Below are 23272 nucleotides of genomic sequence, written 5' to 3'. Positions count from 1 at the left end.
ACGAGGCTCCCCCACGAGCCCGGCGTCGGTGCGGGCCACCACGCCGTCACCCGAGGTGTCCAGCTCGGTCATGCGGCTGTATTCGTGGATCCCGCCACCCAGCTCCGTGACCACCCGGGCCAGTGTGGCGGGGTGGACCATGGCACACGCCCGCTTCCTCCACCGCCCGGCGAGGTACGTGGGGAGTGGACCTGCCCACGCACCACGCGCTCATCCAGGAAGACGCTGGAACCGTCCTCGGCATGGGGCTCGTTCAGCCACCGCACCTGGTGAGGTTCCACGGCCAGGTTGAGAGTACCCGTGCGCTCGAAGTCCACGTCCTTCCCATGGTGCTCAATCGGGGCGAGCGCGGCCGCGGTCCGGGCCGCTCTGCGGTGTATTCGAGCAGCACTCGACCGCGCCCCGTGGTGATGGGCGGTCATGCGGCGCCCGCGGGGATGTCGACGGTGTTGACGACGCTGTATGGCTGGTTGTCCCCCATGCCGGACACCGCCGAAGGGCAGGCCCGCTCCGCCTGACGGAACCCCCGGGTAGCGTGGACTAGGTGACTACTGAACAGCACGGCACCGCATCCTGGCAGCACGGCGTGGTGGTGCGCGGCGCGCGCCAGAACAACCTCCGGGACGTCTCCCTGGACCTGCCCCGGGACTCCATCGTGGTGTTCACGGGGGTGTCCGGCTCGGGGAAGTCGTCCCTCGCGTTCGGCACGCTGTTCGCGGAGTCGCAGCGACGCTACCTGGAGTCCGTGGCGCCGTACGCGCGCCGGCTGATCGACCAGGCGGGTGTCCCGGACGTGGACGTGATTGAGGGGCTGCCGCCCGCCGTCGCCCTCCAGCAGCAGCGCGGCGGGGGCGGAGCGCGCTCGGACGTGGCCACCGTGACCACGCTGTCGAGCCTGGTCCGGATGCTGTACTCTCGCGCCGGTTGGTACCCGCCGGAACAGGCCATGCTCTACGCGGAGGACTTCTCCGCGAACACTGTGCAGGGCGCGTGCCCCACGTGCCACGGGATCGGGCGGGTCTACGAGGTCACCGAGGACACCATGGTCCCGGACCCGTCGCTGACCATCCGTGAGCGCGCCGTCGCCTCCTGGCCCGTGGCGTGGGCGGGGCAGAACCAGCGGGACATCCTGGTCTCCCTGGGCTACGACGTGGACACCCCTTGGAAGGACCTGCCGAAGAAGGACCGGGACTGGATTCTCTACACCGAGGACCGCCCCACGGTGGGCGTGTACCGCGGGCTCACCCCGAACCAGACGCGCAAGGCCCAGGAGGAGGGTGTGGAGGCCACGTACCAGGGCACGTTCATCGGGGCGCGGCGCTACGTGCTGGACACCTTCGCCAACGCGAAGAGCCCGAGCACCAAGAAGCGCGCGGCCCAGTACCTCACGAGCGAACTGTGCCCGGAGTGCCACGGCAAGAAGATCAAGCACGAGTCCCTGTCCGTGACGTTCGAGGGCTTGGACATCGCGGAGTTCTCGCACCTGCCGCTCGCACGCGTGGCGGAGATCGCGCGCTCGGTGACCGCCGAGGACTGGACCCCGGGTGAGGCCCAGCACATGGAGGACCACGTGCTCGACGCCGAGGCCCGCGCCGCCTCCACCGCCTCGCGGGTCGCGGAGGGCGGTGCCTCGCATGACGCCGCCCCGGACGTCCGGCGCACCCCGAACCTCTCCGTGGAGAAGCGGGCCGCCGCGCAGCGCCTCGCCGCGGACCTCGTGGCGCGGCTGCAGCCCATGATCGACCTGGGCCTGGGCTACCTCTCCCTGGACCGCACCACGCCCACGCTCTCCGGTGGTGAGCGGCAGCGGCTGCGGCTGGCCACCCAGCTCTCCTCCCAGCTCTTCGGGGTGGTCTACGTGTTGGACGAGCCCTCCGCAGGTCTGCACCCCCGGGACCTGGACGCGCTCATCGGGATCCTGCACGGACTCAAGGACCGCGGCAACAGTCTGTTCGTGGTGGAGCACTCCCTGACCGTGATCCACGAGGCGGACTGGCTCGTGGACATCGGCCCGGATGCCGGCGAGCGCGGCGGCCGCGTGCTCTACAGCGGTAAGCCGGGCGGTCTCGCCGACGTGCCCGAGTCCGCGACGCGACGCTACCTCTTCGCCGAGCACGCGCCGTCGGCCGTGGCGCGCGAGCCCCGCACGCCCCAGGGGTGGCTGCAGCTCGAGGGCGTCACCCGCAACAACCTGCGCGGCCTGGACGTGAGCCTCCCCGCTGGGTGCCTCACCGCCGTCACCGGCATCTCCGGCTCGGGCAAGTCCAGCCTGGTCAGTCAGGCGCTGCCGGTGCTGGTGCGCGAGCGGCTGGGCCACGGCGGCCCGGAGGACACGGAGATCACCGGGGACCCGGAGTCGGACCTGCTGACGGCCGACGACGCCGCGGACGACGTGCGCGGGCACGTGGTCTCCCTGCCGGGGAGCGTGCGGCGCGTCGTCGTGATCGACCAGAAGCCCATCGGGCGCACCCCGCGCTCCAACGTGGCCACCTACACCGGGCTGTTCGACGCCGTCCGCAAGCTCTACGCCGCCACGGACGAGGCGAAACGGCGCGGTTACAAGGCCGGACGGTTCTCGTTCAACGTGGCCGGCGGGCGCTGCCCCACGTGCGAGGGCGAGGGCAGCGTGATGGTGGAGCTGCTGTTCCTGCCGAGCATCTACGCACCCTGCCCGGACTGCCACGGCACCCGCTACAAGGCCGAGACCCTGGAGGTGCTGTGGCGGGAGCGCTCCGTGGCGGATGTGCTGGCCATGAGCGTGGACGAGGCGCACACGTTCTTCGAGGGCGAGGACGCCGTCCACCACACTCTGGGCGTGCTGCGGGACGTGGGACTCGGCTACCTGCGGCTGGGCCAGCCCGCCACCGAGCTCTCCGGCGGGGAGGCGCAGCGGGTCAAGCTCGCCTCCGAGCTGCAGCGGGCCTCGCGCGGGGACACTCTCTACGTGCTGGACGAGCCCACCGCCGGACTGCACCCCGCGGACAGCGACCGGCTCATGAACCACCTGCAGGGGCTGGCAGACGCGGGCAACACGGTGGTCATGGCCGAGCTGGACATGCGCATGGTTGCCCAGGCCGATCACGTGATCGACATGGGCCCGGGTGCCGGCTCGGACGGCGGGCGGGTGGTTGTCGCGGGCACTCCCGCCGACGTCGCGGCGCACCCGGACAGCGCCACTGCACCGTACCTGCGGGCCGTGCTGGGCTGACCCGGCGGTCGGGCCGGGTGGTCTGCACGGGCAGGGGGATGGCCCGGCCCCAGCGGCGGCGCCAAACGGCGTCATGCCGCCGCGGCGTCGTCGAAACCTCGTAATGTTGTCCCCGGGGAAGACGTCGTGTGTGCCACCTCACCACGGCGTGGGGACGCACCGCGGCCGCATCACTGCGGGCAGCGGGCTGGCTGTGCACCACCGCCCGCAGGGGCCGTGACGCACGAGACGGGGGAACACCGAGATGACCGATCCTGGAACGCACCGGCACCGCGGAGCGCACCGCGCCGAACGCCGCGGGCCGAGCGGCACGCTGCTGACCTGGCTGGCCCTGGGCCTGGTGGCCGCCCTGCTGCTGCTCGCCGCCCTCTTCCTAATCCCGCGCGGGGACGACGCCGCGAGCGAGAAACCCTCGGACGCGGCCTCGAGCGCCGCGTCCGGTGAGGCGAGTACGGCGGGTGGGGAGCCCGTCGTCGTCGCCCGCGCCAAGACCAGCGCGACCACCTGGTCCGCCGTGCTGCAGGACAGCAACGTGGAGCTGGGGCGCCCCCAGGAGGACGCCGGCACGCGCGAGCTGGTCTCCCGTGCGCTGGGCGAGGCCGAGAACGGGCGCGCGGATAAGGCCGCCACGGACGAGGCCTTGAAATTCCGTGCGCGCACGGAGGGCGACGCCGCGCCCGTGCGCAGTGCCGACGAGCGACTCGAGCAGCTCGTCAAGCACTCCACCGCGGCGACCACCGCCAGCCCGAGCCCACTGAGCCCCGCCCTGGCCGCGGGCGCGGCCTCCGGCGCCCCACCGCGCAGCGCGACCGTGGTTTCTCGCGCGGAGTGGGACGCCTACCACTCCCGTAACGCGGACACGGAGCTCGTGGCGAGCACCCTCGGCGACGACGCCCCCACCGCGGACGACGCCGCCCTGCAGCAGGCGCTCGCCCAGTGGCAGCACCTCGCGGAACCGTTCCACGCACTCGTGGCGATCGACGCCTCCGGGTCCATGGGCGAGAAGGTGGACCAGGACGGCTCCACCCGCATGGATCTGACGAAGGCCGCCGCCGCGACCGCCGTGGGGCTGTTTCCCGAGCACGACGCCCTCGGCCTGTGGACCTTCCAGCGGCACCTGGACGGGGACAAGGACTACCGCTCCCTCACCCCGGTGCGCGAGCTCTCCGCGTCGGTGGACGGCGGCACCCAGCGGGACCAGCTCTCCCGGGACGTGGAGTCCCTGACCTACGCCCCCGACGGCTACACCGGCCTGTACGACACCACCCTGGCCGCCTACCGCGAGGTGCTCCACGAAGACGCCCCCGGGCATCTGCGCACGGTGATCGTCCTGACCGACGGCATGAACCACGACCCCGGCTCCATCTCCCTCGACAACCTGCTCACCATGCTCAAGGACGAGCAGGACCCGGACAACCCCGTGCGCATCATCACCGTGGGCATCTCGAAGGACGCGGACGCGGACGTCCTGAAGCAGATCGCGGAGGCAACGGGCGGCTCCTCGCACGTCGCCCGCACCCCGGAGGATATCCAGGACGTGTTCGTGAAGGCGCTCACGAGCGAGTGACCCGGTCCTCCGGCGAGCGCCAACCCGTTCGGCCAATGCTCCCGTGCCCTGGCCCTCGGTACCGTGGAGACATGACTGCGCAGGCCTCACGACGGACCCGGCTCTACTTCCCCGGCGCCCTCCTGGCCGTGCTGGCGGCGACTCTCCTCACGTTCACCGACGTCGCCTGGCGCGGTCTCATCGGGTGGGCCCTCCTGCTGGTGGCGGTGCTCGTGATGGTGACCGGTGGGCTGACGTGGCGGCAGCAGAAGGAGAACACCAGGGGGCGGTGAATCTGAGGCGCGAAATGCCCCGAGGCCGGGAACCGCACCGTGGGCCGGGGAGCGGCGCACCGGGACCGCCCCTCACGGCACGAGCCGCGCCCCCGTGAATCGGGAGCGCGACTCGTGGTCGGTCAGGCGTCAGGGGCGACGCCACCGGGTCACCGCACCAGCTCGTCCACCACCCGCTGCATGGACTGGCTATGGTTGCCGAAGCGGTGCATGGTGATGGACACGGCCTGCTCGGCCAGCATGTACATCATCTCCACGCGCCCGGCGCCCACCACGTCCTCGGTGATCAGGGCGATGTCCGGGTGCTCGGCGCGCACCGCGTAGAGGTCCTTGAGGTCCTCCTCGGAGCCGTCCCACGGGGAGATCACGCGGACGCGGGCGCCGTGGCGGACGTCGAGGGCGGCGTCGTCCAGGGCGCGCAGGTCCGAGAGCTGACCCAGCGGGCCCAGCGAGCCCGTGCCCAGGGCGTGCGCGAACTCCTCGTCCGTGGCAGGGTTCAGCACGGTGGCGAACAGGCCGTTCACGGCGGCCGGCACCTCCGAGGCGGCGCTGAGCACCACCTGCGAGCCCGAGCGCACCGCCGCGAGACCCACGCGCAGGACGTCCGTGAGGGACGCACCCTCCTGGGCGCGGACCACCACGGTGCGGGGACGGTAACGGAAAAGGTTGGCCTCGCTGCGCAGGGCCGTGGGGTCCTTGACCTGGCCGAACTCGCGCTGCCACTCGGACTGGTCCGACTGCGCGGCGCGGCGCAGCCACACGAGGTCCTCGTCCGAGACCAGCGGGGTCACGGCGTCCAGGGCGCGGTGCACGCGCGGAGCGAGGACCCACGCGCCGGCCGCGCCGCGGTCCGTGCTGGAGTCCGAGAACCCGGCGCGCTTCCAGCGGCCCAGCGACGCCAGGTAGTTGGGACCACCGGCCTTGGCACCGAGGCCCACGGAGGAGCGCTTCCAGCCACCGAAGGGCTGACGCTGCACGATCGCACCCGTGATTCCCCGGTTCACGTAGAGGTTGCCGGCCTGCACGGAGTCCACCCAGCGCAGGATCTCGTCCGCGTCCAGCGAGTGGATGCCCGCGGTGAGCCCGTAGTCCGTGGCGTTCTGCAGCTCCACGGCCGGTTCCAGGCTGTCCGCGGACATGAGCCCCAGGACGGGACCGAAGCACTCCGTGAGGTGGAAGAAGGACCCGGGCTTCACACCGGTGCGGATCCCGGGACGCCACAGCCGCCCGGAGTCGTCCAGCTGCTTCGGCTCGATGAGCCACTCTTCACCCGGCTCCAGCTGGGTGAGGGCGCGGCGGAGCTTGTCCGAGGGCTGCTCCACGGTGGGGCCCACCGAGGCCTGCAGGTTCACGGGCCAGTCCACCACCATGGAGGAGGCGGCGTCCACGAGCTGGCGGCGGAACCGCTCGGACGTGGCCACCGAACCCACCAGGATGCCGAGCGACGCGGCGGAGCACTTCTGCCCCGCGTGACCGAACGCGCTGGACACCAGGTCCCACACCGCCTGGTCACGGTCCGCGCTGGGCGTGATCACGAGCGCGTTCTTCCCGGAGGTCTCGGCCGTGAGGGGCCGCGCGGGATCCCACGACGCGAACAACTGCGCCGTCTCGTACGCGCCCGTGAGCACCACGCGCTCCACGTCCGGGTGGGAGATCAGCTGCTGACCGGCCTCCCCCTCCACGGGGGCCACGAGCTGCAGCACGTCCCGGGGCACACCGGCCTCCCACAGTGCTTCACACAAGGCGGTGGAGCAGCGCCGCGATTCGGGCGAGGGCTTGTGGATCACGGCCGAGCCCGTGGCCAGGGGCGCCACCGTAGTGCCCGTAGGGATAGCCAGCGGGAAGTTCCACGGCGGGGTCACTACGGTCACGGCGTGCGGCACGAAGTCCCCGCCGTCCACGGCGGCCAGCTCGAGCGCGCGCCGTGCGTAGTAGCGGCAGAAGTCCACCGCCTCGGAGACCTCCGGATCGCTCTGCCCCAACACCTTGCCCGTCTCCGCGCCGGCCACGGCCATGAGGTGACCGCGGCGCGCGGCCAGGATGTCCCCGGCGCGGTTGAGGATCTCGGCGCGCTCGCGAGCGGGCGTGGCGGCCCACCGCTGCCCCGCGGCCTTGGCGGTGGCGACGACGTCGTTCACGGCCTCGACCGCATCCCCCGAGTTCTCCTGGACGTCCCGCAGCAGCTCGGGGACCGCCAGCGATGCGTACCACTGGGGGTCCCCGATGCGTTCGGCGATCTCCTCCGCCCACTTCTGGTTGGCGGGGACGGAGACGTCCGTGTCCGGTTCGTTGCGGAACGGCTCGTCCAGGGGGATCGTGGGGGTCTCCCCCGCGGTTTCCGCGCGGCGGTCCTGCACGCGCCGCGGATCGAGCGCCTGGGGATCGTCCTCGAGGTCAGCGAGCGCCGCCCGGAACCGGGTCTCCTCGCGCTGGAAGACCCAGTTGTCCGGACCCAGGTCGAAGATCCCGGACATGAAGTTCTCGTTCGCGGAGTTCTCCTCGAGCCGCCGCACCAGGTAGGACACGGCGACGTCGAACTCCGCGGGCTTCACGGCCGGCACGTACAGCAGCAGCTGGCCCACGTCCGTGGACACGGCCTCGCTCTGGGAGGTGGCCATGCCCTGGAGCATCTCGAACTCGATGCGGTCGGTGACGCCGCGCTCCGCCGCGAGCAGGTGGGCGAACGCGATGTCGAAGAGGTTGTGCCCCGCGACCCCCAGGCGCATACCGCGCATGCGCTCGGGGTGGAACAGCCAGGTGAGCACGCGCTTGTAGTTGGTGTCCGTGGCCTGCTTGGACTCCATGGTGGCCAGCGGCCAGCCGTGCATTTCCGCGTCCACGTTCTCCATGGCGAGGTTCGCGCCCTTGACCAGGCGGACCTTAATCTGTGCGCCGCCGTCCGCGACGCGCTGCCCGGACCACTCGGAGAGCCGCTGGATGGCGCCGAGGGCGTCTGGAAGATAGGCCTGGATGACGATGCCGGCCTCGAGGTTCTTCAGCTGGGGCTTGTTCAGCAGCCGCTGGAACACCTCGATGGTCAGTTCGAGGTCCGAGTAGACCTCCATGTCCAGGTTGATGAACATCTTGCCGGTGCCCTTGGTGGCCGCGGTCTCGTACAGCGGCAGCAACCGCTCGACCACGCGCTCGGCGGTGCGGTCGAAGCCCCAGTGGGACAGTTGCGGTACCACGGAGGAGACCTTGAGGGAGACGTAGTCCACGTCCTCGCGGCGCAGCAGGCCCTCGGCGTCCGCGAGGTGCTTCTTGGCCTCGTCCTCGCCGAGCACTTCCTCGCCCAGCAGGTTGATGTTGAGCCGGTGCCCGTGCAACCGCAGGGCCTTGACGGACTTGCCGAACGGGCCGGGGCGGGCGTCCACGACCATGTGTCCCACCATTTGCCGCAACCGGGTGCGTGCCGCGGGGACCACCACGGAGGGCAGCACGCCGGACAGCGCCGTGCCCGCCTGGATCTGGGCCCGGTCCGTGGCGGGCATGGACTGCGGGGTCAACGTCGCGATGTCCTGCAGGGCCTTGGCCGCAGCCTTGGTGTCCTCGGTGCGGACGACGCGATCCACGAATCCCACCGTGAACTCCAACCCGTTGGGGTCCTGGAGCACGGCGGCCAGACGGTCCTCCGCGGGGTTCTTCTGGGTGTTCTTGCGCTGGTTCTCCTGAGCCCTGAGCAGCCACGTGCGCACGAGGTCCACGGCGGGATCGGCGAGGGCATGAGGATCGGTTCCGGTATTGACGGTGCGTGCCATTGCAACGCCTCCAAAGTCTCGGCCCGGGAAGGATGCCGAGGCACTCCCTCGGCCACCAGCCGAGTCTCACCGGGCCCGGCGTGGCTGGTTCTCACACGCTATCGTGATCCCCGCCACGGCGAAGAATCGCCGACCTACGACCGATCGAGCTCCGCCTGCAGGATGTCCAGCACCCGGATGAGGTTCAGGTGGGCCTCCACCTGCGGGAAGTTGCCGGTGGCCCGGCGCTGGGACGGCGAATACGTGGAAGGCAGCAGACCCAACTCGTTGGCCGTGCCGAGCACGAGGTCCGTGAGCCGCGTGGCGTCCCCCGTGTGTCCGCACAACGCCAACTGTTCGGCCAGTTGCAGGGTCGCGGACACGGACGGCACCGACTGCCCCGCGAAACCGTCCTGACCGATCGAGGACGCGAACGCCTCGGCGTCGTCCAGGTCGGTGAGCTGCGGGAGGTTGCGGTAGCGGTGCAGCAGCCCCGATCGGTCCGTGAGCTCCTTGCGGATGCGCGCCACGGTGCCGAGCATGCGTTCGTCGTCGTAGGCCACGAAACCCACCGTGGGCAGCTGCAACAGGGAGGCGTCCACGTCCGTGGAGCCGTAGTACTGCACGAACGAACCCACCTGGGGGTCGTAACCGTTGGTCCAGATCTCGTGCGCGAGCTGGTCCCGGTGTTCCTCCCACGTCTCCACGTCCCCGGGCAGCCCGTGGATCCGCACGGCGTCCACGCCGGCCTGCAGCGCGGCCCACATCATCACGCGCGAGTGCGTGTAGTACTGGGGTTCGCCGCGCATCTCCCAGACGCCCTGGTCCTTCTCCTCGTAGTTGGCCACGACGGCGCGCAGCAACGCCTGCTGCAACGGCCAGGACAGGTGGTCCTCCTGCACGCCGCGCCGACGCAGCATCTCGAACACCCGCAGCACGTGACCGGCCACGTCCGCCTGGTAGTGGTTGCCGGATGCGTTGCCCTCGCGCACCGGGCGCGATCGCTCGTAACCCGGCAGGTCCACGAGGCGTTCGCGGATCTGCCCGGAGCCGTCCAGCGTGTAGATGTTGGAGGGGTTGTCCACGTCCCCGGCCACGGCGCGCAGCAGCCAGTTGCGCAGTTGCGCGGCCTCCCGGTCGTGGCCGTGGTCCAGCATGATCTCCAGCGCGGAGGCCGCGTCCCGGGGCCACGCGTGGCGGTGGTCCCAGTTGCGTTCCCCGCCCAGCACCTCCGGCACGGACGTGGTGTCCGCGGCGATCAGTCCGCCCGTGGCCTGGTGCATGAGCCCGCGCACCACGAGCAGGCTGCGGCGGATGATGTCCCCGGGGGCATCCTGGGTGCTCGTGAAGTGCACCGCCTCCTGGGCGTCGGCGTCCGCCGGGCGATCCCCGTGGCGCCCCACGTCCCGGCCTGACGCGGGCTCGCCCGCGTTTCTTCTTTCCGCCGACGACGCCGCCCACGCGCCGTCGTCCCCGTCCTCCGGGAGTTCGGGGTCCGTGAGCGGATCGTACGGTTCGTACAGATCCGTCCACTCTTGCCACAGGTTCAGCGTGGCCGTGAGGGTCTCATTGACATCCACCGCTTCCGGCGGGACGCCGTGGGACGGGAACCACGTGAGCGTGAAGTCCCTGGTCTGGCCTGCGGCCACCGTGAAGGAGCCCGCATGGCGCCGCTTGCTGCGGTCCGGGTCCGCCTCCGGCAGCGGGTCACCGTGGAACACCACGGAATCGGGGCCGGCCATGCCCACGAGCACGGACTCCGCGACCGCGCCCTCCTCCGATTCCTCCTCGAGCACGTCGAAGCGGCTCAGCCACGGGACCGACGAGCCGTAGTTGAAGCGCAGCCGCAGGTCCTGGAACATCTCGACCTCGCCCGTGAGGCCCTCCACCCGGCGGATCAGTTCCGTGCGGGAGTTCAGGGGCATGAAGTCCGTAACCCGCACCGTGCCGGTGTCCGTGGTCCACACGGTGTGCAGCACGAAAGTGTTCTCCGCGTAGAACCGCTCCACCGCGGTGACGCCGGGCAGGGAGAGGTCCACAGCGGCGTCGTCGTTGACCGCGCAGTACGGCGCCAGCAACCAGCGGCCGTGGTCCGGGGTGCCCAGCAGCGCCGCGAACAGCGCGGGCGAATCGAAGCGCGGGACGCACCACCAGTCCACCGAGCCATGACGGGAGACCAACGGCCCGCTGCGCATGTTGGACAGCAGGGCGTAGTCCTCGATCTTGGAAGCCATGGACCCACAATCCCATAAACGCCCCCGGCAGCTCACGCCGGAGCATGGGCGCCCGTGTCGAGGAACGGGCCCCTGCCCTCAGGGGAAGTCTGGCCGGATGGCCACTGGGTTCGGTGACGTTCCGCCACTAACGTGGTTTGTTCGTTGTCCGCGTTCCCGACAGGAAGAACCCCATGACGTGCCCGGCCCAGCCGCTCCCCCGCTCAACGCAGCCCGGTGAGTCCGTCGGCCCCCTGCGCGCCATTGGTAACTTCCTGCGCAAGGGGACCACGTTCTCCGGGCGTGCGTCGCGATCCGAATACTGGTGGATCGCCTTGTATTCGTTCCTCTTCTCGGTGGCCTACAACTTCGCGCAGGACCGGGGGTACCTGGACTGGCCGGACGTGGACGGTGGAGGCAGCGTCGCGCTGATGCTACTCGCCCTGGTCACGCTGCTCGTCTCCGTCCTCCTGTTCATCTTCGCCATCGCACTGTCCGTCCGACGACTGCATGACATCAACGCCTCCGGACTGTGGTTCATGCTCTTCCTCATCCCGGGGCTGGGCACGCTCGCGCTGCTCATCCTGGCCGCCCTACCACCCAACCCGCGAGGAGTCCGCTTCGACAACCAGACGATTCCCAACGGGACACCCGCAGCGGCCCACGACCGGGGCAACGTCACGTATGAGCGGCCCATCGCACGTGAACTTCGCCCTGACAAGGAGGACAACCAGTGATTGCCGTTCTTCTCATGATCCTCGGGTGCGCGTCGTTCTTCTACGCGACCCACATGATCGTCAACGCCAACCCGCACGCAAAAATCCCGACCTGGATAGGCCTCCCACCCAACAACCCGGGCCGCGCGTTTGCGTTCCGCATGGCGGGGATACTGTTACTGATTTCCGGGGCCGTGTTCTCCGACGGCCTGGCCTGGTACTGGATCGCGATATTCGTCCTGATCCTGATGGCCCCCTCTGTCGTATACATGGCCCTGCACAACCGCAGGGCCACCGGGCCGGAACCCTCTGACCCCGCGAATTCCTCATCTGAGCAAGACGACGCGCTGAGCAATACCAGTCAGTCCGAATCGGGACACTTCCGTTAGCCCTCTTTCATGGCCCATCTATAGGTACCTGGTTCGCTGCATTGGGCGGGGTGATGCAACACAGATCCCGGAACGCACGAGGTCAAGCCAGGCACGGCTTGTACACATCGCCTGTCAGCGTGACCCCAGGAAGGCATATTTTGAACGTTCGTCGCCGCACAAACCCCGTCTTGCTGAGCCTTCTGCTGTGGGGCGCTTCTGTGGCCGCCTGGGCCGCAGCGCTCACAGCAGAGCGTCTCATTTACAACGACGCCGTTTCATGCAAGCTGCTAAGGGCAGATTCGATTTACGGGCGGCCGGGATGGAGTTGGGCACCCCTAGGTATACTGACCGGAGAGGTTAGTTGACCTGGGCTGGGTGGCGTCCGAAATCGGTGGTGAGCCAGTCCTCGATGGACGTGTGGGGAAAGTCCGGCAGGTCGAAGTCGCGAGTTGCTGGCCGTGGGCTTGCGTCGTGGATGTGGTCGAGGCGGAACAAGCGCCAGTCGTCGCGCTTCGTGTCGAAGGCAACTAGATTGAATCGGCCTGACTTTCGTTCCGTTCTTCAAGCAAGGATGGAAGACGATGAACAGGAAGTATTCACCGGAGATGCGTGAGCGTGCGTTGCGGATGCTCGCGGAGTCGCGGCCAGAGCACCCGACGATGATGAGCGCGGTCCGTCACGTAGCCGGACTGCTCGGTATGAGCCCGGAGACGCTGCGGCTGTGGCAACGCCGGTACGAGGTCGATGCCGGGGTGAAGCCCGGGCTGACGACGGATGCGGCGGCGGAGATCAAGCGGCTGCAGAAGGAGAACGCCGAGCTCCGCAAGGCGAACGAGATCCTCAAGGCCGCGAGCGTGTTTTTCGCGAAGGAGCTCGACCGCCCCTGACCGAAATGATCCGGTTCATCAATGAACATCGGGATCGTTTCGGGGTCGAGCTCATCTGCTGGGTCCTGCGCCCGGCGGTCCAGGGGTTCCTCACCTCGCGCGGTTATCGCGCCGCGGTCGGCCGTGCCCCGTCGGCTCGGCATCTGAAGGACGAGTTGCTGGTGCCGGAGATCGCGCGGCTTCATGCGGAGAACTACGGCGTCTATGGACGCCGGAAGATGCACGCCCTGATGCGTCGGCAGGGATGGGACATCGGCCGTGACCAGACCGAGCGCCTCATGCGCCTTGCCGGGGTGCGTGGCGTGACGAAGTCGAAGCGGGTGTTCACGACGCGCTCCGACAAGACGACCGTGCTCCTGAACGATCTGGTGAACAGACGCTTCACCGCTCCCGCACCACGGCGGCTTTGGGTCTGCGACGTCACCTACGTCGCGACGTGGTCCGGATTCGCCTACGTTGCGTTCGTCACCGACGTCTACTCGAGACGCATCGTCGGTTGGAACGTCGCATCGACGCTGCGGTCGGAGATCTTGCCGATGCAGGCCCTCGACATGGCGGCCTGGGGTGCCGGCGGCGATCTCACCGGGCTGACACATCACTCCGACCACGGGTCGAACTACATGGCGATGGTCTACACCGACCGGATCGTCGAACTCGGTGCTGTCCCATCGACGGGAACCGTCGGCGACTCATTTGATAACGCCCTGGCGGAAGCCATCAACAACCTCTACAAGACCGAGCTGATCCGCCAGCAAGGGCCCTGGCGCACGGTCGAACGGGTCGAGCTGGCGACGCTCGAGTGGGTGTGGTGGTGGAACAATCAGCGCCTCCATGGCGAGCTCGACATGCGCACCCCCACCGAGGTCGAGAACGCGTACTACGCTGACCTCGAATCAGCCAATCCAGCAACTGCCGGACAAGGCTCCCGATAGGAACGAAAGTCAGGCCGATTCAGGGAAGGTCGAGCGTTTCCATCGCACCATGGCCGACGGGTGGGCGGGACTGATGCACGTTTAGGTGACAGTCGGGGTGTTAGGCCGCAAGGCTCACGGCTGGGTTCATGATGGTCTCGTATTCGATGGGGGTCAATCGGCCCAGGCGAGCCTGTCGGCGGCGTCGATGATAGGTCCGTTCGATCCAGGTGACGATCGCGATTCGGAGTTCTTCTCGGGTCCTCCAGCGGCCTCGGTCCAGGACGTTCTTCTGGAGCAGGGCGAAGAAGGATTCCATAGCGGCGTTGTCGCCGGCGGCACCGACCTGGCCCATCGATCCGATGAGGTGGTGACCGTTCAATGCGTGGACGTATTTTCGTGATCTGAACTGGGATCCGCGGTCCGAATGCACTATGCAGCCGGCCGCGTCTCCACGCCGAGATACTGCGCTGTCCAGGGCGTTCACCGCGAGACGAGCCTTCATCCGGGAGTCTATGGAGTAGCCGACGATGCGACCGGAGAACGCGTCCTTGATGGCGCAGAGGTAGAGCTTGCCCTCGTCGGTCCAGTGCTCAGTGATGTCGGTGAGCCAGAGCTCGTTGACGTCATCCGCAGTAAAGTCGCGCCGGACCAGGTCGTCGTGGACCGGCGGTCCGGGGCGCTTACCGTTCTTGCCGCGCTTCTTGCCGAAGGCTGACCACCACTGGTTGTCACGACAGATCTTCCACGCTGTTCGTTGGCTCATCACCTCGCCAGCGATGGCGGCTTCATCTGCGAGGAATCGGTAGCCGAACGCAGGGTCGTCGCGGTGGGCGTCGAGCAGGGCGTTGGCGCGGTAGGCCTCGGTGAGCTCGGCCTCGGTGACCTGCTGTTTGCGCCAGCGGTAGTAGGGCTGGCGCGAGAGCTTCAGGACCCGCAAGGACACCGCGACGGGGATTCCATCGTCGGCGAGCTCGCTCACGAGCGGGTAGAGCCTTTTCCCGGCAGATTCGCCTGGGAGAGATAGGCGGCTGCGCGGCGGAGGACCTCGTTCTCCTGCTCGAGCAGGCGGATCCGCTTCCTCGCATCGCGCAGTTCCGTCGACTCCTCACGGCTCCGGCCGGGGCGGCTGCCGTCGTCGATGTCAGCTTGGCGGATCCACTTGTGGAGCGTCATCTCGTGGACGCCGAAGTCCTTCGCGATCTGCGCGATGGTGACGCCGTTCTCACGAGTCCGGGCCACCCGCACGACATCGTCGCGGAACTCCTGGGGATAGGGAGCGGGCATGGTGCACATCCTTCCAGGCCGCCCGGTGGGCAAGCCAGATCAGATGTCACCTATCCATGCGGCAGTCCCTAGTGAAGCATCCTGGGTTTGGCAGGAGGAGAGTCCCTGAGGTAGCCGAAAGGTGTAGTTGCCCAGTGAACTGCCTCACATGTACTGGGAGGGAGTTCCTGACTCAGATGGCCCATGCCAGGATGGAAGCATGACGGAGCACATGCCGAGCGACGAGATCATCCCCGACACGGACCCGGTCACTGGTCCCGTGGTGGCGCCGGAGCCTGCCACGGATCCCGTCCAGTCCGATTGGAACCCGCGGGGCCCGCAGGTCCGTCGCAACCCCGTGGCCGCCTACGACGAGCTGCGCTCACGCTGTCCCGTAGCCCGCGACACCAGTGGTGCTTGGACGCTGTTCACCCACGCTGACGTCACCGCCGCCGCGCTGGACCACGAGAGCTTCTCCAACGCGGTCTCCCGTCACCTCCAGGTGCCCAACGGTCTTGACGGTCCTACCCACACGGCCTTCCGCGCCCTCGTGGAGCGGTACTTCACCCCTGAGCGGATGAGCGCCCTGGAGCCGGTGGTGCAGCGGGTCGCCACCGACCTGGTGGGCCAGCTCGAGGTCCCCAGCCCGATCGACGCCGTCGAGATCGGCTCCCGCTTCGCGGTGCGGGCACAGACGGCCTGGCTGGGGTGGCCTGCAGGCCTGGAGGAGGATCTGCTGCAGTGGATGCAGGACAACCATGCCGCCACCCGCTCCCGAGACGCTTCTCGCACCGCGGAGGTCGCCCAGCGCTTCGACGCCATCATCCGGTCCCTGACCGACGTCCGCCGTGAGGCCGGCGACGACGCGCCCGATGACGTGACCACCGAGCTCGTGCGTGCCCGGGTTGATGGGCGGGAGCTCACCGACGAGGAGATCGTCTCGATCCTGCGCAATTGGACCGGCGGGGACCTGGGATCAATGGCGTTGTGCACCGGCGTGGTACTGACTTATCTGGCCGACCATCCCGAGTTGCAGGACCGGCTGCGTTCGGAGGTGTCCGACCGGGAGTTCGACGCGATCCTCGACGAGATCCTGCGGATCGACGACCCGTTCGTCGCCAACCGCCGCATCACGACGGAACCCGTCACAGTCGGTGGTCGAGAACTGGCCGCTGGTAACCGGGTGCTCCTGAACTGGACCTCCGCCAACCGTGACCCGCGGATCTTCGGCGACCCGGAGGCGTTCGACCCGGTCGGCAACGCCCCGTACAACCTGGTGTACGGGATCGGCAAGCATGTGTGCCCCGGCAGGCCCCTGGCGACCCTCGAGCTGCGGGCACTGACCCGCGCCGCCCTGGCGGCGACGGCCGCGATCGAACCCGACCCGGACCGGCCGCGGCAACGCGAACTGCCACCGGTCGGCGGTTTCGCCACCGCCCCGCTGCGCCTGCGGTGACGCCTCCCGCCCTGGCGGGAACACCGACCCTGTGTCGGGGTGGAGGCATCTGCCTCTCCCCGGCCGGGGCCGAGCACCCGTAGTTCCTCGGGACGCCCGAGCAGTCAACCCCTGGGGTCTAGTAGTTCTGGGGCGGGTCGGAGGCGGGGAAGGAATCGCGTGCCCACCCTTCGACCCTCGCTTCGTCCCGGTCGTACTGGGCGGCGGCTGTTTCCGCGTTCTTGATCAGTTGCTGGAGCTGGACGGGTTCGACGCTGGTGCGCGTCGCCGTGGCGATGCGGGGGCTCGTGGTCGGACTGGTCTTCTGGCGCATGGGATGTTCCTTCCGTATGTTAGACCGGCTCTCTCGCGCCCCGCCTCAAGATGGTTCGACAGGTGCTGGTGTGGCGGCCCCCGTCAATGGGCTGGGGCCGCCACACTGGCGCCCTTGTTCTCACCGCACGAGGCTCCGGGCGTGCCCAGGATCAGCACACGGGGTGGGTTCGAGGACGATCTTGCCGGTGGCGTGGCCGGTCTCGACCTCGGCGATCGCCCGTCCTGCTTCTGTCAGGGGGTAGCAGGCGGTGACGTGGGGATCGACGAGTCCGTATTCGATGACCTCGGTGATCTTTTCCATCGCCTCCTGGGTGCGTTCCAGTGCCGCCCCGCCCAGTTCTGTGGCGGTCGTGGCGTCGGCCGCGGAGATGATCCTGGTCGGATCGGCAACCAGACCAACAACCTCGCGCAGGGCCTCACCTCCGACGAGGTCGACGATAAGGTCCACCCCCTCGGGGGCGACCTCGCGGACGCGGTCGGCCACGCCCTTCCCGGAGGGAACGAAGGTCGCCCCAGTGGATTCGACGATTTTGCGCTTGGACTGGCTGGCGACCCCGATGACGGTGAACTGGTGGACGGACCCGATCTGGGCGGCCATCAGTCCCACCCCGCCGCCGGCGCCGAGGATCAGCAGCCTCTGGCCGGGGTCGAGTTCGATCTGGTGGGTGGCGTCATAGGCGGTGGCCGCAGCCACCGGGATGGTCGCCGCGTCGGCGAAGGAGATCTCCTCGGGCTTGGCCACCGCCTCGGCCGCCCGCACGAGGGTGTGCTCGGCGAACCCGCCGTGGCCGTCGGCGACGGGGCCGAGGACCTCGTCACCGACCGCGAAACCCTCCACGCCTTCCCCGAGATCGGTCACGACGCCGGAGACCTCCCGGCCCATCGGGGCCGGCAGCTCCCGGTCCCGCCCCAGTGCCCCGGAGCGGATCTTCCAGTCGACGGGGTTCACCCCGGCGGCCCGAACCTCCACGGCCAGCTCGCCCGGGCCAGGCTGCGGGGCGGGCCGATCGAGGAGCTGTTGGGTCTCAGGACCGCCGAAGTCGGTGAACACGTAGACCGTGGACATGGTCTTCCTCGTTTCTTCTCTAGAAGGTGTGGACGGGTGCGGGCTCAGGTGGTCGGGGATTCGTCCCGGCCGGCGGCCTCGGCCGCGTCCGCCTCCTCCTTGGTGGCGTAGGCGGCTTCGGCGGCGTGCTCGGGTGGGCTGTAGACGGTGTAGAGCACCAGGGGCTCATCCCCGGTGTTGCGGAAGTTGTGCCGGGCCCCGGCCGGGACCGCGCACTGGTCACCGGCCTCGATCGGATGCGTGTGCCCGTTCAGGTCGGCTTCCCCGGTGCCGGCGACGAAGGTGAGGATCTGATCGGTGTGCTCGTGAACCTCCTCACCGATCTCACCACCGGCGGGGATGGTCATGATCACGATCTGGGAGTGTTGGCCGGTCCACAGCACCCGGCGGAAGTCGGGGTTGCGGCCGGCGATGTCGGCGATGGTGAAGTGCTCAATGTTGCCCTCGATGGTGAAGTGCTCTTGCGCGCTCATGATGTTCCTCCTGCAGTGATGGTGGTTTTTCTGCCCGGGGCCGGGCAGGACTGGTGGTGCGTTCCGCCCCGTGGCGGGCGGTCCTGGGGTGGGGCCGCCCGCCACGGTGGTGTCCTAGGACCGGGAGGTCACCCGGTTCGTGGTCGGGACGGCCGGTGTGGTGGTGCGGGTGGGGGTGGTGTCCTGGGTGCGGCGCAGCAGGCGCATGGCGTTGGCGATCACGACGAGCACAGAAGCCTCGTGGACGAGCATCCCGATCGACATCGTGACCCCGCCGGCGAAGACCCCGGCCAGCAGCAGCACCACCGTGATCAGGGCGACGGTGATGTTCTGATGCATCACGGTCACGGTGCGCTTGGCCAGCCCGATCGCTTCGGGCAGCTTCAGCAGGTTGTCGCCCATCAGGGCGATGTCGGCGGTCTCCACGGCCACGGCCGAGCCGGCCGCACCCATCGCCGCGCCGATGTCCGCGGTGGCCAGGGCGGGGGCGTCATTGACGCCGTCACCGACCATGGCCACCACGTGGCCCTCCTGCTGCAGCGCCGCCACCGCCTCGAGCTTGTCCTCGGGCAGCAGCCCGGCACGCACCTCGTCGACGCCGGTGACGTGGCCGATGGCCTGGGCCACCAGCGGGGCGTCACCGGTGAGCATGACGACCTTCTCCACCCCCGCCTCGTGCAGCCGGGCAACCATCTCGGCCGCGTCGGAGCGGACCTGGTCGGCCACGGCGAGCACCCCGGCCACGGCGTCATCGACGGCCACGATCATCGGGGTCCGCCCGGCCGCGGCCAGCTCCTGAGCCGCAGCTGCAGCCTTCGGGTCGGTGATGCCGTACTGCTCCAGCAACGCGGCGTTGCCGATCAGCACCCGCACCTCGTCAGTGGTCGACACGATGCCCTTGCCCGGGACCGGGTCGACCGCCTCGGGAACCGCGGAGGCTCCCACGCCCTCGGCCGCAGCGGCGTCGAGGATCGGGCGGGCCAGGGGATGCTCGGAGCCAGCTTCCGCGGCCGCGGCCCAGCCCAGCACGCCCGCGCGGTCCAGCGCCGGGTCCAGCACGACCACGTCGGTCAACTGCGGGCGGCCCTCGGTGAGCGTGCCGGTCTTGTCGACGGCGACGGCGGTGATCTTCGCGGAGGTCTCCAAGAACTCCCCACCCTTGATCAAGATGCCGTTGCGGGCCGCGCGGCCGATGCCGGCCACGATGGCGACCGGGATGGAGATCACCAGGGCACCGGGGCAGCCGATGACCAGCAGGGTCAGGGCGAGCACCACGTCCCCGGTGATCAACCCGGCAGCCAGGGCCAGGACCATGATCGCGGGGGTGTACCAGGTGGAGAACCGGTCGATGAACGCCTGGGTGGCCGCCTTGGCGTCCTGGGCCTCCTCCACCCGGTGGATGATCCGCGCCAGGGTGGTGTCGGCACCGATGCCAGTGGCCAGCACCTGCAGGAACCCGCCGCGGGAGACGGTGCCGGCGAAGACCTGATCGCCCTCACCTCTCTCCACCGGGATGGACTCGCCGGTGATGGAGGCCTCGTCCACGGCACCGGTGCCGGCCACGACCTGGCCGTCGACGGGAACCTTGGCCCCGTTCTTGACCAGCACGATCTCACCCATCACCACATCCGCGGCCGGAACCTCCACCTGTTCCCCGCCACGGAGTACGACGGCGGTGTCCGGGGCGACCGCAACGAGCTCGGCCAGCGCCGAGCGGGTCTTGTTCAGGGTGGCGGACTCCAGGGCATGACCGACCGCGAAGAGGAAAGTCACCGCGGCGGCCTCCCAGTAATTGCCGATGATGACCGCCCCGATCGCGGCGACCGCCACCAGCAGGTCGATCCCGACCATGCGGGCGGCCAACGCCCGCACGGCCTTGACCACGATCTGGTAGCCGGCGACGACGGCGGCGGCGAGCATGAGCACATCCGCCCACAGGACCGAGCCAGCAACCTCGGACGCTGCGAACGAGGCAAGGATCAGCACCCCCGCAACCGCGGGGATCGCCCACCGGCCGTAAATCCACCTCTGCACCCTGTTCATGATGTCCGTCCTTCCTGGTAACCGTTCTCGCCCCTGATGGGAGCTTGTTCACGACGCTACGCACAGCCCACGGACCCGAACATGTCGGGGATCAATCAACCGCACGATCGCAGGAAGGGCCAATGAGCGCCGGCTCGGCGGGCAACGAAGAGCGCCGCTGCCGTGACCTCCTGGGGAGGTCCCGGCAGCGGCGCGGGCTGTGGGTGCGGCGGGTCAGAAGGCGGCGGGGCGGGCGGTGTAGCCGGTCTTGGCAACAGCGGCGACGATGTCCTCCACACTCACGTGGGCAGGGTCGTGGTCGACCTCGATGCGGGCCGAAGCGAAGTGGACCTTCACCGCGTCGACGCCCTTCAGACGCCCGACGCGCTTCTCGATCTTGGCCACGCAGGAGGGGCAGGAGAAGCCCTCGGCGCGCAGGACCGTGTGAGTGGTGGTGGCTGTGGTGGTGGTCATGGTGATGGTTCCTCTCCCTGTTGTGGAGTACTCACCTCATCGGGTGTGTCTCCAACCTACGAAGGACCGGGTCCTCGGACCATGACGGGCGTCAATCAACCGCGAAGCTCGGGGGTCAGGCCTCCGCTCCGGCGATCTCCGCCAGCCAGCGCGGGTCACGCACGGCAGTCCAGCGGCGGCCGGCGTCGATGACACCGTCCTTGCGCCACCGGCTCATCACCCGGGAGACGGACTCCGGGGTCGACCCGGTCATCCCCGCCAGATCCGCCCGCGACAGCGGCAGCTCGATCAAGGTCCCGCCCTCGCGGGCGGGCTCCCCGAACTTCTCCGCCAGGCGCAGCAGGACCGCCGCCAGTCGCTCGGCCACGGTGCCCGTGGACTGCCGGGTGACGTCGGCGCGGGCCTGGGCGAGCAGCGCTGTGGTGTCCTCGAGCACCCGCAGCCCCACCTCTGGGTGCTCGCCGAGGATCTGGCGGAACGCATCGTCGCCGATCCGCAGGGCGCACACGGTGGTCAAAGCCTCGACAGTCTCGGCGTAGGCTTCCTGGCCGAGGGCGCGCAGCCCGCCGAACAGGTCTCCCGGCCCCAGTAGCTCCACCACGACCTCTTGCCCATTCGGGGCGGTCCGGTAAGCCTTGGCCCGTCCCGCGGCTACGAGGTAGAGGTGCTCAGCCGGTGCGCCCTCGACGTGGAGCGCGTCCCCCTCAGCCCAGGACAGGGAGGTCATCCTCCGGTCGATGTCGGCCAGCTGCTCCTCGACCAGCCCGGCGAACATCGGTGTCCGGGACAGCACCCGCATCCGCACCGGCGCCGGACAGGCGTGGGGCTGCGCGCAGGTCGACCGCAACGGGATCCGCCGCCGAGCAGACACCGGGGTAGCATCCGGGGACATCCGCGCCGGCGACCCCTGCAGGTCCTCGCCGTGGGAGGGGGTGCTCATGCCGTTCCCTTCTAGCCAAGTGGGCGCGACGGTACCAGGGATGGGTCGCTCACCTGATCACCGGATCACGTCGTTCTGATTCCACCGTACGCCCACAGCATTCGGCGCCCCACCGGCTTCCCGGCTTCATGAACCCCGGCACGCGTCAACAACATGGCTTCTTCCCTAGATGTAAGAGGGCATGACGTTATTGACACGGGCCGGGACGCGTGAGGCCGGGGGCTTCTCGCCGCAGGCAGTGTGCGGGCGGTGGTAATTATAGTGATTGACCCAGGTCCCGATCGCGGTCCGGCGGTCGTGCTCGGTGGCGTAGGTCCGGGTGTAGAGGACCTCGTCGACGAGCAACCGGTTGTACCGCTCCACCTTGCCGTTGTACCTCGGGATGTAGGGGCGGATCCGCTGGTGCTTCGAGGCCAGGGCCTCAACGGTGCGGGTGAAGTCCTTGGCTCGGTAGTTGGCGCCGTTGTCGGTGACCACCCGGTGGACCCGCTCGATCCCGTGAGCGGCGAAGAACGCCCTCGCCCGGGCGAAGAACCCGATCGTGGTGGTGGCCTTCTCGTCGTCGAGGGCCTCGGTGTAGGCCAGGCGCGAGAACCCGTCGATGGCGGTGTGCAGGTAGGTGTAGCCGATCCTGGCCCCGGGACCGCGTTTGGCTGCCAGGGCCTTGGTCGTGCCGCGGCCGTGGGCACGCCACCCGCCGCCGTAGGGAATCCTGCCGACCTTCTTCACATCCAGGTGGACCATGTGCCCGGGCCAGTGCGCGGTGATCCGCCGCGGGACCCGGCGGGAGTCCTCTCCGTCCGGGGTGAGGTCGCGCAACCGGGAGATCCCCAGCCGGGCCAGCCACCGGCCCACGGTGCGCAGCGCGATGGTCACGGGGGCGTGGAAGGGCCCGGGGCCCTTCTCGTCCTGGGGGTCGTTGTCGTAGCCGCCGGCGCTCAGGTGGTGCCAGATGCGCCGGGCCGACCACTTCCGGCCCCGGCGCAGGGCGTCGATGCGCTCCACCACCTCCGGGGCCGTGCGGAACGGACTCCCGACAGGGGTGCAGGGCCGGTCGGCCAGGCCATCCTCGCCGTCTTCGAGGTAGCGGGCCACCCAGGTGGACACCGTCGGACGGCTGACGTGGAATTCGGCGGCGACGTGGGCCTTGGGGATCCCGTCCTCGAGGTGACGGGCCACCATGCGCAGCCGGCCGGTCGGGGTCAGGGGTGCATTACGGTGGGTCATGAACGGGCTCTCTCGTACGGACGGACGGTGTAGGAACTTCCATCCTGTGGCGAGGAGCCCGTTCCTCATCTCATCGACGCACCCGCGACAAGAACCTCATGACCCACAACAACTAGAAGCACGCCACCTACCGGCGAACTCCACACGCAAC

General features: G+C 69.2%; 18 protein-coding genes and 1 pseudogene. 8 read left to right on the top strand and 11 right to left on the bottom strand.

The genetic code is table 11. The features are described from left to right. Positions 1-185 precede the first annotated feature (185 nt). The 4 genes from HBK84_RS00790 (at position 186) to HBK84_RS00775 (ending at position 5047) form a co-directional block, all read left to right on the top strand. On the top strand, positions 186-518 hold the full coding sequence (locus HBK84_RS00790; RefSeq protein ID WP_167317944.1) for a hypothetical protein: 333 nt from the start codon (positions 186-188) through the stop codon (positions 516-518). A gap of 26 nt (positions 519-544) precedes the next feature. Then, positions 545-3208 (top strand): excinuclease ABC subunit UvrA, encoded by a 2664-nt coding sequence (locus HBK84_RS00785; RefSeq protein WP_167317943.1) that lies wholly within the window; start codon positions 545-547, stop codon positions 3206-3208. 244 nt (positions 3209-3452) lie between these two features. Then, a complete protein-coding gene (locus HBK84_RS00780; protein WP_167317942.1) occupies positions 3453-4775 on the top strand; it encodes a VWA domain-containing protein in 1323 nt (440 codons plus the stop codon). Between the two features lie 71 nt (positions 4776-4846). Further along, positions 4847-5047 carry a hypothetical protein gene (locus tag HBK84_RS00775; RefSeq protein WP_064846442.1) on the top strand — a complete coding sequence of 67 codons (201 nt, stop codon included), beginning with the start codon at positions 4847-4849 and terminating at the stop codon, positions 5045-5047. Between the two features lie 149 nt (positions 5048-5196). Here the strand turns inward: HBK84_RS00775 and HBK84_RS00770 are convergent, their stop codons facing one another. Together HBK84_RS00770 and HBK84_RS00765 are read right to left on the bottom strand one after the other, a co-directional pair. Continuing rightward, positions 5197-8805, bottom strand: a complete 3609-nt coding sequence (locus HBK84_RS00770; protein ID WP_167317941.1) for a bifunctional proline dehydrogenase/L-glutamate gamma-semialdehyde dehydrogenase — start codon at positions 8803-8805, stop codon at positions 5197-5199. 134 nt (positions 8806-8939) lie between these two features. Continuing rightward, a complete protein-coding gene (locus tag HBK84_RS00765; RefSeq protein ID WP_255458074.1) occupies positions 8940-11054 on the bottom strand; it encodes a glycoside hydrolase family 15 protein in 2115 nt (704 codons plus the stop codon). A 137-nt stretch (positions 11055-11191) separates the two neighbouring features. Here HBK84_RS00765 and HBK84_RS00760 point away from each other — a divergent pair, with 137 nt between their 5' ends. Together HBK84_RS00760 and HBK84_RS00755 are read left to right on the top strand one after the other, a co-directional pair. Then, entirely contained in the window at positions 11192-11734 is a 543-nt protein-coding gene (locus HBK84_RS00760; protein WP_167317939.1) for a DUF805 domain-containing protein, read from the top strand. Next, positions 11731-12102: a hypothetical protein gene (locus HBK84_RS00755; protein ID WP_167317938.1), complete on the top strand. Its 372-nt coding sequence runs from the start codon at positions 11731-11733 to the stop codon at positions 12100-12102. The genes HBK84_RS00760 and HBK84_RS00755 overlap by 4 nt, the downstream gene beginning before the upstream one ends. A gap of 339 nt (positions 12103-12441) precedes the next feature. Here the strand turns inward: HBK84_RS00755 and HBK84_RS00750 are convergent. Next, positions 12442-12621 (bottom strand): annotated as a pseudogene (locus HBK84_RS00750) (WYL domain-containing protein); the annotation flags it as partial. A gap of 44 nt (positions 12622-12665) precedes the next feature. Between HBK84_RS00750 and HBK84_RS00745 the strand changes: the two are divergent. After that, positions 12666-13903, top strand: a protein-coding gene (locus HBK84_RS00745; RefSeq protein ID WP_370520555.1) for an IS3 family transposase whose coding sequence is annotated in 2 segments (ribosomal slippage) — positions 12666-12945 and positions 12945-13903 — 1239 coding nt in all. Because the reading frame shifts where the segments join, the coding sequence is not laid out codon by codon here. A gap of 100 nt (positions 13904-14003) precedes the next feature. On the opposite strand, the gene HBK84_RS00740 is transcribed toward HBK84_RS00745, so the two are convergent. Next, a protein-coding gene (locus HBK84_RS00740) for an IS3 family transposase (RefSeq protein ID WP_240918877.1) occupies positions 14004-15169 on the bottom strand; the annotation gives its coding sequence in 2 pieces (ribosomal slippage) (positions 14004-14882 and positions 14885-15169; 1164 coding nt in all). Between the two features lie 199 nt (positions 15170-15368). On the opposite strand from HBK84_RS00740, the gene HBK84_RS00735 reads away from it, so the two are divergent. Beyond that, a complete protein-coding gene (locus HBK84_RS00735) occupies positions 15369-16604 on the top strand; it encodes a cytochrome P450 (protein ID WP_035964369.1) in 1236 nt (411 codons plus the stop codon). Between the two features lie 118 nt (positions 16605-16722). Here the strand turns inward: HBK84_RS00735 and HBK84_RS00730 are convergent, their stop codons facing one another. From HBK84_RS00730 to HBK84_RS00700, 7 genes are all read right to left on the bottom strand, one after another. Beyond that, positions 16723-16917 (bottom strand): hypothetical protein, encoded by a 195-nt coding sequence (locus tag HBK84_RS00730; protein ID WP_035964360.1) that lies wholly within the window; start codon positions 16915-16917, stop codon positions 16723-16725. 120 nt (positions 16918-17037) lie between these two features. Beyond that, entirely contained in the window at positions 17038-17985 is a 948-nt protein-coding gene (locus HBK84_RS00725; RefSeq protein WP_052160850.1) for an NADP-dependent oxidoreductase, read from the bottom strand. 44 nt (positions 17986-18029) lie between these two features. Continuing rightward, positions 18030-18458: a cupin domain-containing protein gene (locus HBK84_RS00720; RefSeq protein ID WP_052160849.1), complete on the bottom strand. Its 429-nt coding sequence runs from the start codon at positions 18456-18458 to the stop codon at positions 18030-18032. A gap of 114 nt (positions 18459-18572) precedes the next feature. Next, positions 18573-20501 carry a cation-translocating P-type ATPase gene (locus HBK84_RS00715; protein WP_167317936.1) on the bottom strand — a complete coding sequence of 643 codons (1929 nt, stop codon included), beginning with the start codon at positions 20499-20501 and terminating at the stop codon, positions 18573-18575. Positions 20502-20714: 213 nt separating this feature from the next. Next, entirely contained in the window at positions 20715-20954 is a 240-nt protein-coding gene (locus tag HBK84_RS00710; RefSeq protein WP_167317935.1) for a heavy-metal-associated domain-containing protein, read from the bottom strand. Positions 20955-21069: 115 nt separating this feature from the next. Further along, a complete protein-coding gene (locus tag HBK84_RS00705) occupies positions 21070-21894 on the bottom strand; it encodes a Crp/Fnr family transcriptional regulator (RefSeq protein ID WP_167317934.1) in 825 nt (274 codons plus the stop codon). 165 nt (positions 21895-22059) lie between these two features. Continuing rightward, a complete protein-coding gene (locus HBK84_RS00700; RefSeq protein WP_167317933.1) occupies positions 22060-23121 on the bottom strand; it encodes an IS481 family transposase in 1062 nt (353 codons plus the stop codon). Positions 23122-23272: the final 151 nt, after the last annotated feature.

The organism is Kocuria sp. KD4 (assembly GCF_011769905.1).
GTDB lineage: Bacteria > Actinomycetota > Actinomycetes > Actinomycetales > Micrococcaceae > Kocuria > Kocuria marina.
Note: the sequence above shows the minus strand (reverse complement) of the source record. Positions and strands in the feature narration are given on the sequence as shown.

Excerpts from the sequence above, each read along its gene's own strand:
- HBK84_RS00700 (WP_167317933.1), bottom strand. The coding sequence starts at position 23,121 with ATGACCCACCGTAATGCACCCCTGACCCCGACCGGCCGGCTGCGCATG.
- HBK84_RS00775 (WP_064846442.1), top strand. The coding sequence starts at position 4,847 with ATGACTGCGCAGGCCTCACGACGGACCCGGCTCTACTTCCCCGGCGCC.
- HBK84_RS00730 (WP_035964360.1), bottom strand. The coding sequence starts at position 16,917 with ATGCGCCAGAAGACCAGTCCGACCACGAGCCCCCGCATCGCCACGGCG.
- HBK84_RS00725 (WP_052160850.1), bottom strand. The coding sequence starts at position 17,985 with ATGTCCACGGTCTACGTGTTCACCGACTTCGGCGGTCCTGAGACCCAA.
- HBK84_RS00735 (WP_035964369.1), top strand. The coding sequence starts at position 15,369 with ATGACGGAGCACATGCCGAGCGACGAGATCATCCCCGACACGGACCCG.
- HBK84_RS00780 (WP_167317942.1), top strand. The coding sequence starts at position 3,453 with ATGACCGATCCTGGAACGCACCGGCACCGCGGAGCGCACCGCGCCGAA.
- HBK84_RS00705 (WP_167317934.1), bottom strand. The coding sequence starts at position 21,894 with ATGAGCACCCCCTCCCACGGCGAGGACCTGCAGGGGTCGCCGGCGCGG.
- HBK84_RS00770 (WP_167317941.1), bottom strand. The coding sequence starts at position 8,805 with ATGGCACGCACCGTCAATACCGGAACCGATCCTCATGCCCTCGCCGAT.
- HBK84_RS00720 (WP_052160849.1), bottom strand. The coding sequence starts at position 18,458 with ATGAGCGCGCAAGAGCACTTCACCATCGAGGGCAACATTGAGCACTTC.
- HBK84_RS00710 (WP_167317935.1), bottom strand. The coding sequence starts at position 20,954 with ATGACCACCACCACAGCCACCACCACTCACACGGTCCTGCGCGCCGAG.
- HBK84_RS00715 (WP_167317936.1), bottom strand. The coding sequence starts at position 20,501 with ATGAACAGGGTGCAGAGGTGGATTTACGGCCGGTGGGCGATCCCCGCG.
- HBK84_RS00760 (WP_167317939.1), top strand. The coding sequence starts at position 11,192 with ATGACGTGCCCGGCCCAGCCGCTCCCCCGCTCAACGCAGCCCGGTGAG.